The organism is Halobellus sp. GM3, from assembly GCF_052545375.1.
In genome coordinates this window covers 410,272-426,034 of record NZ_JBQWLT010000001.1, presented here as the reverse complement: position 1 = coordinate 426,034, position 15,763 = coordinate 410,272, and the positions used below count along the sequence as shown (strand labels likewise).

The window sequence follows — 15,763 nt, the reverse complement described above, 5'->3', positions numbered from 1 at the left end:
AGCGAAGGATTTATATAGAATCACAAACAATCACACGTTGTCTATGAGTCAGCGAATGCAGGGTCAGCCGATGATCATTATGGGCGATGACGCCCAGCGCGTCAAGGACCGCGACGCGCAGGAGTACAACATTCAGGCCGCTCGCGCAGTCGCGGAGGCCGTACGATCGACACTCGGCCCGAAAGGGATGGACAAGATGCTCGTCGACTCGATGGGAGACGTGACCATCACGAACGACGGCGTCACGATCCTCAAAGAGATGGACATCGACAACCCGACGGCCGAGATGATCGTCGAGGTCGCCGAGACCCAGGAGGACGAGGCCGGCGACGGTACCACGACGGCGGTCGCGGTCGCGGGCGAGCTCCTGAAGAACGCCCAGGACCTCCTCGAACAGGACATCCACCCGACGGCGATCATCAAGGGATTCCACCTCGCGAGCCAGGAGGCCCGCTCGGCGGTCGACGACATCTCCGAGTCGGTCGAGCCCGACGACACGGCGCTCCTGACGAAGGTCGCCGAGACGTCGATGACCGGCAAGAGCTCCGAGCTCAACAAGGAGTTGCTCGCCGAGCTCATCGTCAACACCGTCGAGGCCGTGACGGTCGAAGCCGACGACGGCTCCTACATCGTCGACCTCGCGAACGTCAACGTCGAGACGCAGACCGGTCGCGCGACCACGGAGTCCGAGCTGCTCAACGGCGCCGTCATCGACAAGGACCCCGTCCACGACGATATGCCGACGGCGTTCGACGAGGCGGACATCCTGCTTCTCAACGAGCCGATCGAGGTCGAGGAGGCCGACGTCGACACGCAGGTCAACATCGAGTCGCCCGACCAGCTCCAGAAGTTCCTCGATCAAGAGGAGAAACAGCTCAAGGACAAGGTCCAGCAGATCGTCGACTCGGGCGCTGACGTCGTCTTCTGCCAGAAGGGCATCGACGACCTCGCCCAGCACTACCTCGCGAAGGAGGGAATCCTCGCGGTCCGCCGGACGAAGAAGTCCGACATCGCGTTCCTCCGCGACGTCGTCGGCGGCAACGTCGTCTCCGATCTCGACAGCCTCACCGCCGACGATCTCGGCAGCGGTTCGGTCCGTCGCGACGGCGACGACGAGCTGTTCTACGTCGAGGGGCTCGGCGACGAGGCCCACGGGGTCACGCTGCTGCTTCGCGGCTCGACCGACCACGTCGTCGACGAGATCGAACGCGGCGTCACCGACGCGCTCGACGTCGTGGCCACGACCGTCTCCGACGGCCGCGTGGTCGCCGGCGGCGGCGCGATCGAGGTCGAGCTCGCCCGTCGGCTCCGCAGCTACGCCGGCTCTGTGGGCGGCCGCGAGCAGCTCGCCGTCGAGGCGTTCGCCGACGCCGTGGAACTGGTCCCGCGCGTCCTCTCGGAGAACGCCGGGCTCGACTCGATCGACATGCTCGTCAAAATCCGCGAGGCCCACGAGGACGGCGACGTCCACGCCGGCCTGAACGTCTTCAGCAGCGACGTCGAGGACACCTTCGAGGCCGGCATCGTCGAGCCCGCGCACGCCAAAGAGCAGGCGCTCTCCTCGGCGACCGAGGCCGCGAACCTCGTCCTCAAGATCGACGACATCATCGCCGCCGACGAACTGAGCACGAGCGGCGACGGCGACGAGGGCGGCGCGCCCGGCGGCGCCGGCGGCATGGGCGGCATGGGCGGCATGGGCGGTATGGGCGGCGCGATGTGAAGTCAGGAGCCGACTGCACACCACCACGCCGACCGACGCCGAAAGCGCCGAAGCGCTCGGACCCACCGAACCGCTAGCCCGCACGTCGCGGGCCCGTTGAAACGGGGCCCGACGCCCCGAACGCCTCGTTTTCTCTCGCGATCGAAGTCGACGCGTTCCCCGCGCCCGAGGGATCCCCCGCGTAGTCGTTTCGATCGATCACCGCGGGGCATCCGACACTCGGAACGAGGGGTCGTTCGCTTTACCTCCGTTGGGTTAGAGCAAAATACCATTCTAGTACTAGATTTGGGATTCGATTTAGAAAGGGTGCGAATTAAGTGGATAACGCGGGAACGATCGGTATGGACACGCTGCTGTTGAACGGGGCGGACGTCCGCGAGAACGCCTCGATGTCGGAGCTGGTTCCGGCGATCGAGGAGGCCTTCGGCGCGTTCGAGCGCGGAGACGCACAGATGCCGCCGAAGTCCTACGTGGACCTGCCGCGGTACAACGGCGATTTCCGTTCGATGCCGGCGTACCTCGACACCGGCGAGTGGGACGCCGCGGGCGTCAAATGGGTGAACGTCCACCCCGACAACCCCGAGAAGTTCGACCTGCCGACCGTGCTCGGGACGATGATCTACTCAGACCCCGAGACCGCAGTGCCGCTCGCCGTGATGGACGGCCGGGAGCTGACGATGCTCCGGACCGGCGCGGCGGCCGCGGTCGCGACGGACCACCTCGCCGTTCCCGACGCGGCGTCGCTGGGAATCGTCGGGGCGGGCGTCCAGTCGTACACGCAACTGCGCGCGATCTCCCAAGTGCGGGACATCGAGACGGTCGTGATCTCCGATCTCGACGAGGAGCGGGTGGCCGACTTCATCGACGCCTTCGGAGACGAGTTCGACGTCCGCGCCGGATCGATCGCGGAGGCGGCCGCCTGCGACGTCCTTTCGACGGTCACGCCGGTGGAGTCGCCGATCGTCGCCCGCGAGGACGTGGGAGAGCGCACGCACGTCAACGCGATCGGTGCCGACGCGGCGGGCAAACACGAGCTCGACGACGAGATCCTCCTCGACGCGAAGCTCGTCATCGACGACTACGAGCAGACGACGCACTCCGGCGAGATCAACGTCCCGTGGAGCGAGGGCGTGCTCGACGACGACGACGTCTACGGTTCGATCGGAGAGATCGTCACCGGCGGGAAGCCGGGCCGCGTCGCCGACGACGGGCTCACCGTCTTCGACTCGACTGGGCTCGCGATTCAGGACGTCGCGGCGGCGCACATCGTCTACGAACACGCCGAGGAGAACGGCAACGGCTACCCGTTCGATCTCCTCGGTCTCGAATAGCCGAACCGGCTCGGCCCCGAGCGATCGGCTCGCTCCGGTAGCTTTTACAGAACCGCCGACGCTGCCAACGTATGGTCTGGGTACGCGCGGAGCACGCGGGCGCGCTCGCGGTCGTCTCGACGTGGCTGGCCGCGTTCGTCCCCTGGAACGTCACCTACTCGACCGGGGTCTCCGGCGGGTCGGTGCTTTTCGTCCGCTTCCCGTTCGTGCAGGTCCGCTACGCGTTCGGCGTGCCGCTCGCCCGCCGCGTCACGGTTTCGGACCCGCTCTCGGCGACCGCGTTTCAGGCGGGACAGACGATCGAGGCGGCCTATCGGGTCTGGACGGTCGGCGCCGCGCTCCTCGCGGTCGCCGTCGTCGTGTCGGTTCTCTACTACCGGTACGAGGAGCGGCTCGAGGGGGGCCCAGTGGATCCGGTTCGGCTGCTCGGCGGGCTGTTGACGCTCTCGGGCGTCGTGCTCGCGGTGGCGACCTACCTGCTCGCGACTCGGGGGTTCCCCGGCGTTCCGCTGCCGATCGGGGTCGTCTTCCTCTTCGTCTTCGGCGGCGTGCTCCTAACCGTCGAGCGCCAGTGACGCCCCCGGCGTGCGCGCCCGTCGGCTTCCCCGCCCACGTCCTATAAGTCACTCCGATCAAAAGGGTCGGTAACGCGGTTGGACCACCGAGAGATGGGGGAGTCACAGTCGGAGCACGAGTCGGGGGCGGACGGCGAAGCGGGAGCCGCTGGCACCGACGCCGAGACTACGCCCGCCGAGGACGGAGCGGCCGCTGACACCGGCACGTTCGCCGACCTCCGGCGGCAACTGCAGCGCATCGGCGAGGTCCTTCGCGGGCCCGCACTCGACGTTCGCCCCTATCGCCCCGACGACGGGATCTTCGCGGGGTTCGACGTGCCGGCGGGCGAGGAGGTCGTCGACCGCTACTGGGTGAACGCCCCCTACGCCTACGTCGTGATCACCTACGACGACGAGGACAGCGAACACTACTACTACGCCGTCGAGCCCGAGCTCGACGAGTTCGAGATCGAGCTCCTCGATCGGATCCGCGTCGACATCCGCGATCCGCTCTTGTACCGGACGGACAGGGAGCCGACCGCCGAGGAGACGCTCCGCGGGGAACTGCGGACCCTGCTCGAACAGTACGGCGTCGAGGTCCCGGTCCGTTCGTTCCACGCGCTCTTGTACTATCTCCTCCGCGACTTCCGGGGGTTCGGTCGGATCGACCCGCTGATGCACGACCCGCACATCGAGGACATCTCCTGTGACGGCTACGACCTCCCGATCTTCGTGTACCACGACGACTACACCGACGTGGAGACGAACGTGGCGTTCGGTCCCGACGCCCTCGACGACTTCGTGATCCGCCTCGCACAGGAGTCCGGTCGACACGTGAGCGTCGGCGACCCCGTCGTGGGGACGACGCTACCGGACGGCTCGCGCGTCGAGCTTGCCCTCGGCGAGGAAGTGACGCCCCGCGGGTCGGCGTTCACCATTCGGAAGTACGCCGAGGAGCCGTTCACGCCGGTCGATCTGGTCAAATACGGGACGTTCTCCGTCGAGGAGATGGCGTACCTGTGGCTCTGCATCGAGAACAACAAGAGCCTGATCTTCGCCGGCGGCACGGCGTCGGGGAAGACCACCTCGATGAACGCGGTCTCGATGTTCATCCCGCCGCGCTCGAAGGTCCTGACGATCGAGGACACCCGCGAGCTGGCGCTGTATCACGACAACTGGCTCGCCTCGGTGACGCGAGAGCGCCTCCACGAGGGAACCGACATCGACATGTACGATCTGCTGCGCTCTGCGCTCCGGCATCGCCCGGAGTTCATCATCGTCGGCGAGGTACGCGGGAACGAGGCCGTGACGCTGTTCCAGGCGATGAACACCGGCCACACGACGTTCTCGACGATGCACGCGGACAGCATCGAGACGGTGATCAACCGACTGGAGAACGAGCCGATCAACGTGCCGCGGGCGATGGTGCAGTCGCTGGATCTGCTCTGCGTCCAGACGCTCACGCGCGTCGAGGGCGAGCGCGTTCGCCGCTCGAAGACGATCGGCGAGGTCGGCGAGATCGACCAGCGGACCGGCGAACTGGATTACTCCCGGGCGTTCCGCTGGATTCCAGACTCCGACACGTTCGAGCGCTCGGACTCGAACCTGCTCGAGGAGATCCAGCGCGAGCGAGGGTGGAGCCGGACGAAGCTCAAACAGGAGATGCGACGCAGAGAGCGCTTCCTTCGGATCCTCGTCGATCTCGACACGACCGACTACCGGAAGTTCACGGCGCTCGTCAACGAGTACTACGCGAACCCCGACCGGGTGATGGAACGGCTCGGATCGACGGCTCGCGACTCGGAGGACACCGACCAAGGGGTCGCTGTGGGTGCGGCGGACGGCGATCCCATCGACGGGGTCGGACAGGGAGACGACGTACGCGGACCGGGGGACGACGGGCGCGCCCCGGAGGACGACGGGCGCGAGACGGACCGAGGCGAGAGCCGAAGCGGCAACGGCGCCGAAGACTGGAGCGTCGAGACTGATGGCGACGGTTGATCTGCTGCTCGGGTACGCGCCGCTGGTCCTCGTCACGCTGTTGGCGCTTCCGGTCGCGCTCTTCCCGGTCAGTCCCGGCGCTCGCCTGCTCGTCTCCCGGGTGTCGCTGCCGCTGTTCGGTCGGTACGCCAGCGAGTCGACGCCGAGCCGACGCCGGCAGCGATCGCGGATGCGGGCCGCGTTCGTCGGCGAGAGCTACCGGGTGTTCGCCTCTCAGACGCTCCTCATCGCCGCGGTCGCCGGCATCGTCGGAAGCGTGTACGGCGTGTACATCGGGGCGGCGGTCCTCCGATCGCTCGCCGTCGACCCCGAGGTGATCCGGGCGGTCCTGCCGGGGTCGCTGGCGTTTCTCGCGTCGATCGTCAACGTGCCGAGCCTCGGCGTGTTTCAGCTGTTCGGACTGTTGCTCGTCTCCAGTGCGACGGTCGGGACGGCGCTCGCCGCCGGGGCGTACTGGGGGCGCTGGGCCTACCTCGATCAGCGGGCCCGCGCCCGCGGGATCGAAATCGACGCGACGCTCCCGCGGACAGTCGCGTTCGTATACGCGCTCTCCCGCTCGGGGATGCCCTTTCAGGCGGTGCTGCGGACGCTCTCAGACAACCAGGACGTCTACGGGGAGGCCGCGCGCGAACTGCACGTGGCCGTCCGCGACATAGACGCCTTCGGGACCGACATCCTGACGGCGCTCCAAGAGACGGCCGAGCGGACGCCGAGTGAGAACCTCGAGGAGTTCACCGAGAACCTCGCGAGCGTCCTCTCGTCGGGACAGAGCGTCTCGGCGTTCCTCCACGACCAGTACGAGCGCTTCCAAGAGGAAGCCGAGTCACAGCAGCGGCAGTACCTCGAACTCCTCTCGACGTTCGCGGAGGTGTACGTCACCGTCCTCGTCGCGGGGCCGCTGTTTTTCATCACCGTCCTCGTCGTCGTGGGGCTGGTGATCCAGGACACGCTCACGCTGGTGCGGCTGGTGAGCTACGTCGCGATTCCGCTTTTGACGTTCGGGTTCGTCGTCTACGTCGACAGTATGACCGAGAGCCTGGTCGTCCCGGATCAGGACTCCCACGGAGACGAGCACGTCAGCCCGGTTTCGGGGACCGGAAGCGGGACTCGGAACGCGAGCCGCGGCGACACCGCCGGAACAGCCGAACGCGCGCCGGCACCCGTCGGCGACGCGCCGTCGACAGACGGTGGGACGGTTCAGTCGCGTCGGAGCGACGCGGAACGGGACGCGGCGAACCGGGAGCGACTGGCGGTGTACGACCGCATCGGGTGGCTCCGGCAGACCCTCGCGGACCCGATCGAGACCGTGCTCCGACAGCCGGTGTACTCGCTGGTCCTGACGGTGCCCCTCGGCGCGCTCGTGATTTGGCTGTCGGCCGGTGACGCGTTCAGAGCGGCCTTCAGCGCGGTGCTGTCGGGGACTGCGGCGCCGGCCACGGCGCTGTTGCGGCTGGTCGAGGCGGTCGACGGGCCGATCGTCCAAGCGACGATCCTCGTCCTCGCGGGGGTCGCGCTCGCACACGAGGTACAGAAGCGGCGGCTGCGGGCGATCGAAGCGGAGATGCCCGACTTCCTCGATCGGATGGCGAGCATCAACGAGGCCGGCGTCACCGTCGTCGGCTGTCTGAAACGCCTCTCGAACGCCGAACTCGGCCGGCTCGGCGACGAGATCGAACGGATCTGGCGCGACATCCAGTGGGGCTCGACCGTCAGCGAGGCGCTCAGGCGAATGGAGCGCCGGACGCGGACGCCCACCGTGTCGCGGGCGATGACGCTGATCAGGAACGCGATGGTCGCGAGCGGCGACATCAGCCCGGTGCTCAACATCGCCGCCGACGAGGCGCAGGAGACACGCCGCCTCAAGCGGGAGCGCAGACAGGAGATGCTCACCTACCTCGTCGTCATCTACGTGTCGTTTTTCGTCTTCCTCGGGATCATCGGGGCGCTCACGGTCTCGTTCATCCCCGCGATAGAGGCGGCGAGCCAGTCGACCGGATCGACCCCGGGGCAGATCGGCGGCGTCGACACCGGGATCATCGGCGGGCTCCAGTCGGTCAACACCGACGCCTACGAGCTGCTCTTTTTCCACACCGCGACGATCCAAGCCGTCTGTTCCGGGGTCGTCGCCGGACAGCTCGGCGAGGGGGACGTCACGGACGGGCTGAAGCACGCCGCAGTCCTGCTGGCGATCGCCTACGTCGCCTTCGCGCTCCTGTGAGCGTCGGGGATCCGGCTCGCGGATCTGGACTGGCGGCTCAGTTCCCGGCGACGGGCGGTTGGCCGCGGTGACTAGCGGCGGACCGCGGCGGCTTTGTGCCGCGGGCGCGTCGCGCCGGTATGGACGACGAGTCGGCGACGCCCACGCCGGTCAGGGAGACGTACGACCGGATCGCTGAACACTTCGCGTCGACGCGGGAGTACCCGTGGCCCGAGGTGCGAGCGTTCCTCGGCGACGGGAGATCGGGGGCCTCCGGCGACGACAGCGCTGCCCACGCGGAAGCCGACATCGACGCGGAGGCCGCAGCGGTCCTCGGCGGGGGCGCCGCCCCAGCGCTTCGAGGCCGGACGGACTCGCCGGCCGGCGGTCGAGCGCGCGTGGGCCTCGACCTCGGCTGCGGCAACGGGCGGCACGCGGAGCTGCTGGCCGACCGCGTCGAGAGGGTCGTCGGAATCGACGTCAGTGGGGGGCTACTGCAAACGGCGCGTAAACGGGCACTGCAGCGGGGCTTCGACGAGTCGCTTCGACTCGTCCAATCTGACGCCGCGGCGCTCCCGCTTCGGGACGGCGCCGTCGACGTCGCCGTCTACGTGGCGACGCTGCATCACCTCCGCTCTCGGGAGCGTCGCGTCGCGAGCCTCTCGGAGCTGGCACGCGTGCTCGCGCCCGACGGCCGGGCGCTCGTCAGCGTCTGGTCGACCGCCCACGATCGGTTCGACGCGACCGCCGGGTTCGACACGACGGTCGAGTGGACGCTTCCCGGCGGCGAGCGCGTCCCCCGGTTCTACCACGTCTACGACCCCGAGGAGTTCGCGTCGGACCTCGCTGCGAGCGAGCTCTCCACCGTCGGTACGACCGTTTCGAGCGGAAACTGCTACGCAGTCGTCGAGCCGTGAACCGGTGCGGTCGCTGAGGGCGGAGTGACCGCACCGGTGACAGTGGATCCGGCGCCGAGGGGACCCTGAAGCCGCGAGCGACGCCCCGCACCCGCGGGTGGTCGCGGGCGACGCACGGGAACTCTGCGTTTAAGTCGGCGGGACCGCTATCGTGGAACGAATGACCGAGACAGCGGACGTACGTGAGTACGAGGTAGTCGTCGTCGGCGGCGGCCCGGCCGGGTTGCAGACGGCGCTGTACACGACCCGACTGGGTCACGACACGGCCGTCGTCGACCGCGGCGGGGGTCGAGCGGCGATGATGCTGGACACGCACAACGTGATCGGCGTCCCCGAGGAGACGTCGGGCAACGAGTTCCTGCAGACGGCGAAAGAGCAGGTGACGTCCTACGGCGCGGACGTCGTCCGCGACTTCGTCGTCGAGGCCGAGCGGACCGAGGACGGCCGCTTCCGACTCGTGGGCAACGACGCGGAGTTCCTCGCCGAGCGCGTCGTCCTCGCGGTCGGGTTCAACGACGAGCGGCCCAGACCGCCGGTGCCTCGGACGGGAAAGGGGCTGCACTACTGTCTCCACTGCGACGCGTACATGTTCGTCGACCGGCCGGTGTACGTGATGGGGTCCGGCGAGTCGGCCGCCCACGTCGCGATGATCATGCTCAACTTCACCGACGACGTGGACCTCCTCCTGCGGGGGGCGGCCCCCGAGTGGAGCGACGAGACGGACGAACAGCTTCGAGCGCACCCGATCGACGTCGTCGAGGCGGAGATCACCGGGATGCAGAAGAGCGACGACGGCTGGCTCGAGGCCTTCGAGTTCGACGACGGCACCGTCCGGCGGTACCGCGGCGGGTTCCCGATGTACGGTTCGAACTACAACACCGCGTTGCCCGAGCAGCTGGGCTGCGAGTTGGACGACGACGGCGCGGTCGTCGTCGACGACGCGATGGAGACCACCGTCGAGGGCGTCTACGCCGTCGGCGACGTCACGCCGGGGCACAAACAGGTCCCGGCAGCGATGGGCGAGGGGACGCGGGCCGGCATCGACATCCACTACGACCTCCGGGAGTTCCCCCGCGACCTCGAATCGATCCGGGAGGACGGCCCCGTCGACCCGGCATCGGTTCCCGGGATGGGCGAGCGCGTCCGCGCCGCCGCCGCCGAGTTCGAGGCGGCGCGCGCGCCCCCGATCGACACGGTCGACGCCGAGGCGGACGACGACTGATCGCCGAGCGGTCGATCAGCGCTCTCGACCGGCGACCGAGAGCGGATCCGCGTGCGGCGGCTCGAAAGAGTAACACCCTTATTCGGTGACCGGAAACACACGGGTGACGGTTGTCACCGCCCGAACGCGGCCGCCGTCAGACGCGCGCCGGTGGTCTAGTGGTAGGACCTGAGCCTTCCAAGCTCATGGCCCGGGTTCAAATCCCGGCCGGCGCATTTTCTGCCGAACGAAGTGAGGCGAAAATCGCTACGGAGGGATTTGAATCAGGGAGCGTCGCGAGCGAAGCGAGCAGAGCGACCGTGGTTCACAATCCCGGCCGGCGCATCCTGCGAGGAACGAAGTGAGGCGAAAATCGCCACGACGAGAGTCCGAACCCGAACAGTCGCGCACAGGAGTGCAGCGAACGATCCGAGCGCTACTTGTGAGAAGGAGCCGCAGAGTCCCGATATCTCGAAAACGTCTCGGCTCCGCAGTGGACGCATTTCTTCGGCGGGGTCACAGAGGCGGTGGCCTTGACATCCTCCCGCGCCTGAAGACGCGGGAATCCCGAGCGTTGGGATATTAGGGTTTGCAGTCTACCACTTGTTCCTGCGGTTGGAATCCGCAGGAGAGGTCATACAGGTAGACTCCAGGCTGTGCCAACCAGCCGGTACTCCTATCCTCGTCCAAACTGGCCGAAGACTCGGAGTTACTTTGATTCAAGTCAAGACGGATGTTCTCCGCCCCATTCACATCAGCGTTGAACGCCGCATCACACGGCTCACATACGTACAGGCCGCGTTCGACACGCCGACTGTCGTCTTCCGTACCGCAAACACAACACGTCTTACTCGTGTTCCGTTCGGACACCTCTACGACTTCGATGCCCGCAACCTTGGCTTTGTACGTGAGAACCTTCGTGAAGCGGTCGAACGCCCACCCGTGCAAGTCGAGATTTCCGTGCTTCCCCCAGTTCTTCGACTCACTGTTATTGTCCTCGCGGACACCAGCGAGTTTTCCGACGTTGATTCGACCCACGCCACGCTCAGCACATTTCTCAACGATGTGCTTCGCTAAAGAGTGGAAGAAGTGCGTGCGGCGCTCCGACCACTTGTGATGCAGACGAGTGGCTTCTTGACCTCCCGAGTCGTCGCATTTAGCGATTTCTTTCGGGAAGTAGTACCCGTCCTGCTTCAAGCGGTTGCCGGGATACAGGTCGGCGTCCTCCGTGCTGTACGAGACAGCGGCGAAGTTGCAGATACCAAGGTCAATACCAGCCGTCTCATTACCGGGAGCGTCAGGCGTCTCTACTTCGTGCTTACACACGAGGTGGAGTTCCCATCGTCCCTTCGACTTGTCGTAAACGGCTCGAACCTGTTGCAGATTCTCAACCGTGACTTCGGGACGAGCCTCGTATTCAACGAGAATGTAGTCCCAGTCTCTCGGGTGGTCTTTGTGGTTTGCCCCCTTTGAGAGCCTGACGCGGTTGTGTTTGGTATCGTGACGAATGCCTTTCTGCTTCCACGTCACCGTGCTACGAGGGTGTTCTTCGTGGACGCGGTTGCCGTGGTCGTCGTAGTAGTTTCGTTTGCGGTAGCCGGGCGGATTCGCACGAGAGTCATTCTTGCGTTTGCCGTACCACGAGTTGAAGGCTTCAGCGAGTTCCTCCAGAACGCGCTGACTGGACTGTGAGTGGAGTCCCTTGTAGTTGTCATGGCCTTTCAACTCGCTTTTCAAGTCCGAATCGTCGGGAATCTCGCCCGTGTCTTCCCACACTTGGCGGGAGTGATAGTTTGCAACGTTCCACAGTTTTGATGCACTCCATCCGTGCAGGTCGAGCATCCGTTCCACTTGTGAGTGGTTACAGATTTTCGCTCGGTATGTGCGATGGATGTGCATTCGTGAAACGTTTCCATAATGAGTTATGTGGCGTTCTATTGTAAAATTTTGGGTTAGAGGCGTGGAATATCCAGTCGAGCAATCGAACGGTGGGTGGGGTAGGGTATTGTCGGATTCATCCTGCGCCTAAAGGCGCAGGTATTCTCCTTGGTTCTGTATAACGACCCCACAGTGTCGGCACACGTGGAGGTGGTTTCTATCTCCCATTGCTATCCCTCAATCACAAATATGTGTTACCAAATAGCATATCCGTAGTCCTCACACTCGCAAGGAGCACCTATGCGGCCGCTATTTCGAGCGGGACGGTGCCGCCGAACCCCTTTACACGGTAGAGACCAATGTTACCGTATGGCATTCGCACGGCACGGGGACGGAGGTCGGGCCGACCTCGAGGCGCTGGCGTCGCAGGTCCACCCAGTGTTTATGCTGCCGCCGCTCGCAGCGAGCGTCTTCGGGGCCGTACTCGCGGGCCGACTCGCGCCCGCGCCGCTCGTGTTCCACGCCTCGGCCACCTTCTTCGCCGTCTACACCGCCCACGTGAAAGACGGGTACGTCGACTTCTACCGACGCGGGGAGGACGACGACCACCCGATGACGGCGACCGGCTGTCGGCTGGCGCTCGTCGGATCGACGGTCGGGTTCGCGGCCGCGACGATCGGTCTCGGGACCGTCGGCGGCGTCGCGGCGGCCGCGCTCGCGGTGCCGATGTGGATACTCGGCTTCTTTCACGCCCCCCAGTTCGACACCAACCCCGTGACGACGACGCTCGGCTACCCGCTCGGAATCGCCGTTGCGATCGTGGGCGGCTTCTACGCGCAGGCGGGGGGGCTCGCGGTCCAGTCGCTCGCGTTCGGGGTGGTGTTTCTCGTCACGCTCGCGGGCGTGAAGGTGATCGACGACTCGACGGACTACGAGTACGACCGATCCATCGGGAAGCGAACGGTGGCCGTCGAACTGGGACGGAGACGCGCCCGACGGCTCGCATACGCGCTGTTGTACGTCGGATTCACGCTCGTCGTCGTCCTCGCCGTCGACGGGATCTTCCCCGCCGCAGCGCCGCTCGCGGCCGTCGCCTTCGGCGTCGTGGCGCTGTTTTCGACCCGCGCCGACGCGGAGCTGGCGACGATGCTCCTCGTCCGCGGGGCGTACGTGTTCCTCGCGCTCCTCGTCGCCGCCGTCTGGTTCCGGCCGCTCGCCGGCGTCGGTCTCCCCGATATCGGCGTGCTCGGACCGTACACCTACCTCGCGACGGAGGTGGCCTTCGGTGCGCTCGCCGCCGCGCTCGTCATCCGCGCCGGCGCCGTGTGGCGGACGCTGCGGACGGTACTCGTCCTCTACCCGCTCGCGTTCGTCTGGGACTGGTACACGCTGTCGGTGGGCGTCTTCGCGATCCCGTTACGAACCGGCGTCGAAGCCGCCGGGATCCCGCTCGAAGAGCACCTGTTTATGCTCGTGGTTCCGGCGCTCGTCATCGGCGTTCACGAGACGCTAAACGACGCGTGAGCGCCGGCACTCGGACGGCGACCGGGACCCCGCCGACCGGGAGCGGTCCCGCCGTTGGTCGGACGGTCGCGGGCACAGCACAAGTACTATTATCGCCTGCGTGCACCCCTGCGCAATGGCTGACTCGATCCGGATCCTCCACGTCGACGACGAGCCGGATCTCGGTGAACTGACCGCGACGCTGCTCGAACGCGAGGACGACCGCTTCGACGTCGAATCGGAGGCGGCGGTCGAAGCCGCGGTCGAACGGCTCGGCTCGGCCGCCGAGCCGGCCTTCGACTGCGTCGTCAGCGACTACGACATGCCGGGGATGAACGGAATCGAGTTCCTCGAGGTCGTCCGGGAGTCCCATCCCGAGCTCCCGTTTATCCTCTTCACCGGGAAGGGGTCCGAAGAGATCGCGAGCGAGGCGATCTCCGCGGGCGTGACCGACTACCTCCAGAAGAAGCCGGGGAGCGAGCAGTATCAGCTGCTGGCGAATCGGATCGGGAACTACGTCGAGCGCGCTCGCGCTCGAAGCGAGCGGCAGCGACACCTCAACGCGATCGAGACCGCACGGGAGGGGATCGGTATCCTCGACGACACCGAGCGGTTCGTGTACGTGAACGACGCCTACGCCGACCTGTACGGCTACGATCCCGAGGAGCTTCTGGGCGAACACTGGCGGATACTGTATCGGGACGAAGACGTCCCGAAGATTCGCGACGAGGTGCTTCCGAACGTGGACGCGAAGGGGTTCTGGCGGGGCGAAACCGTCGGTCTCCGCGCCGACGGGAGCACGTTCGTCGAGGACCACTCGCTCTCTCGGACGGCGGAGGGCGGCCTCGTCTGCACGGTCCGGGACATCACCGAGCGAAAGGAGCGCGAGCGACAGCTCAGAGAGAAGACGGTCCGGCTGGAGGCGCTCTTCGAGCGGTCGCCCGATATGATCAATATCCACGACGCCAGCGGAACGATCCTCGACGTGAACCAGCGGTTCTGCGAGGCGCTCGACGCCGCTCCCGAGGAGATCGTCGGACGGAACATCTGTGACGTCGACGAGAACGTCGAAGCGGAGGAGCTCTCCGAGATCCTCTCGGGAATCGAGGTCGACGACCGGCTGGCAGTCGAGACGGAGTTCCGGCGGACGGACGGGTCGACGTTTCCCGCGGAAGTCCACGTCCGCCGGCTGAACATCCGGGACCGAGACCGGTTCGTGGTGATCACGCGGGACATCACCGAGCGAAAACAGTACGAGCGCAAGCATCGAACGGAGCGGCGGTTCGTCGAGAGCATGCTCGACTCGATACTCGATCTGTTCTACGCGGTCGACACCGAGGGGCGGCTGTTGCGGTGGAACGAACGCGTGGCGGAGCTCACGGGCTACTCCGAGGAGCGGCTCGACGGAATCCCCGTGAAAGAGCTCCTCGCCGACGAGGAGGCCGACGAGATCGCGGCGCACATCCGGACGGTAATCGAAGAGCGGCGGCCGCTTCGGACGGAGGCGACCGTCCGGACGAGAGACGGCGAGCGGATCTACGAGCTGTCCGGGTGTCCGTTCGAGGACCCGGAGGGAGGGCTCCTCGGCGTGGTGGGAATCGGTCGCGACATCACCGCACAGAAGCGACAGGAAATACAGCTGAAACGGCAGAACGAACGTCTCGACGCATTTGCCAGCACGATCACCCACGATCTCCGGAACCCGCTTTCGACCGCACAGGGCTATCTGGAACTCGCCCGCGAGGACGGCGACCCGGCGCACTTCGAACAGATCGAACACAGCCTCGATCGGATGGACCGAATCGTCGGGGACGTGCTGTGGCTCGCTCGCGAGGGCAAAGAGATCGGCTCGATGGAAGTCGTCGACCTCGGCGAGTCGGTCGAGGCGGCGTGGGCGGTGGTGGGCGGTGACGACAGCCCCACGACGCTCGAGGTCGACCGGAGCCTCGACGGCGTCGAAGCCGACCCCGACAGGCTGCGACAGCTCCTCGAGAACGTGCTCGCGAACGCGATCGAGCACGGCGGCGACGCGGTGTGGGTTGAGCCGGTCCCCGGCGGATTCGCGATCGGCGACAACGGGCCGGGCATCCCGGCGACCGACAGCGAGCGCGTCTTCGACCGCGGCTACTCGACGGCCGAGGACGGCACGGGAATCGGCCTCGCGATCGTCCGAGAGATCGCCGAGGCCCACGGCTGGGAGAGCACCGTGGAGCAACGCGACGGCGGTACGCGGTTCGAGTTCACCCACGTCGACCGGCGTGGATAGACGCCTCTGCCGACGTGTGGACACCGGGGCGGTCGAAACCGAGTAGTCAGACGACTCGTCAGTTGCCACTCTCGTTGCTTCCGCTCGTCCGGTATCGGACGAGAATTGACTCGGATTTGTATTGTACATATCTCCTAATATGTGATTAAATTACCCTTATTCTTACAGGAGAAGATCCTTTAAGGGGCAGAGACA

General features: G+C 66.3%; 10 protein-coding genes and 1 tRNA gene. 10 read left to right on the top strand and 1 reads right to left on the bottom strand.

Annotated features, from left to right (window positions below; all coding sequences use genetic code 11):
• The first annotated feature begins 70 nt into the window (after positions 1-70).
• The 8 genes from thsB (at position 71) to ACT3HL_RS02025 (ending at position 10,157) form a co-directional block, all read left to right on the top strand.
• On the top strand, positions 71-1,720 hold the full coding sequence (gene thsB, locus ACT3HL_RS02060) for a thermosome subunit beta (protein WP_445085279.1): 1,650 nt from the start codon (positions 71-73) through the stop codon (positions 1,718-1,720).
• Between the two features lie 341 nt (positions 1,721-2,061).
• Positions 2,062-3,051 (top strand): ornithine cyclodeaminase family protein, encoded by a 990-nt coding sequence (locus ACT3HL_RS02055; protein WP_445085136.1) that lies wholly within the window; start codon positions 2,062-2,064, stop codon positions 3,049-3,051.
• A gap of 71 nt (positions 3,052-3,122) precedes the next feature.
• Entirely contained in the window at positions 3,123-3,626 is a 504-nt protein-coding gene (locus ACT3HL_RS02050) for a DUF7549 family protein (protein ID WP_445085135.1), read from the top strand.
• A gap of 93 nt (positions 3,627-3,719) precedes the next feature.
• On the top strand, positions 3,720-5,606 hold the full coding sequence (locus ACT3HL_RS02045; RefSeq protein WP_445085134.1) for an ATPase, T2SS/T4P/T4SS family: 1,887 nt from the start codon (positions 3,720-3,722) through the stop codon (positions 5,604-5,606).
• Positions 5,593-7,824, top strand: coding sequence for a type II secretion system F family protein (locus ACT3HL_RS02040; protein WP_445085133.1), 2,232 nt, complete (start codon positions 5,593-5,595; stop codon positions 7,822-7,824). Before ACT3HL_RS02045 ends, ACT3HL_RS02040 begins: the two co-directional genes overlap by 14 nt.
• Before the next feature lie 119 nt (positions 7,825-7,943).
• Positions 7,944-8,720, top strand: a complete 777-nt coding sequence (locus ACT3HL_RS02035; protein ID WP_445085132.1) for a methyltransferase domain-containing protein — start codon at positions 7,944-7,946, stop codon at positions 8,718-8,720.
• Positions 8,721-8,880: 160 nt separating this feature from the next.
• Positions 8,881-9,942 (top strand): FAD-dependent oxidoreductase, encoded by a 1,062-nt coding sequence (locus ACT3HL_RS02030; protein WP_445085131.1) that lies wholly within the window; start codon positions 8,881-8,883, stop codon positions 9,940-9,942.
• A 144-nt stretch (positions 9,943-10,086) separates the two neighbouring features.
• Positions 10,087-10,157, top strand: a tRNA-Gly gene (locus ACT3HL_RS02025).
• A 346-nt stretch (positions 10,158-10,503) separates the two neighbouring features.
• On the opposite strand, the gene ACT3HL_RS02020 is transcribed toward ACT3HL_RS02025, so the two are convergent.
• On the bottom strand, positions 10,504-11,820 hold the full coding sequence (locus ACT3HL_RS02020) for an RNA-guided endonuclease TnpB family protein (protein WP_445085130.1): 1,317 nt from the start codon (positions 11,818-11,820) through the stop codon (positions 10,504-10,506).
• A 348-nt stretch (positions 11,821-12,168) separates the two neighbouring features.
• Here ACT3HL_RS02020 and ACT3HL_RS02015 point away from each other — a divergent pair, with 348 nt between their 5' ends.
• On the top strand, positions 12,169-13,323 hold the full coding sequence (locus tag ACT3HL_RS02015) for a UbiA family prenyltransferase (protein WP_445085129.1): 1,155 nt from the start codon (positions 12,169-12,171) through the stop codon (positions 13,321-13,323).
• 115 nt (positions 13,324-13,438) lie between these two features.
• Positions 13,439-15,568: a PAS domain S-box protein gene (locus ACT3HL_RS02010; RefSeq protein ID WP_445085128.1), complete on the top strand. Its 2,130-nt coding sequence runs from the start codon at positions 13,439-13,441 to the stop codon at positions 15,566-15,568.
• Positions 15,569-15,763: the final 195 nt, after the last annotated feature.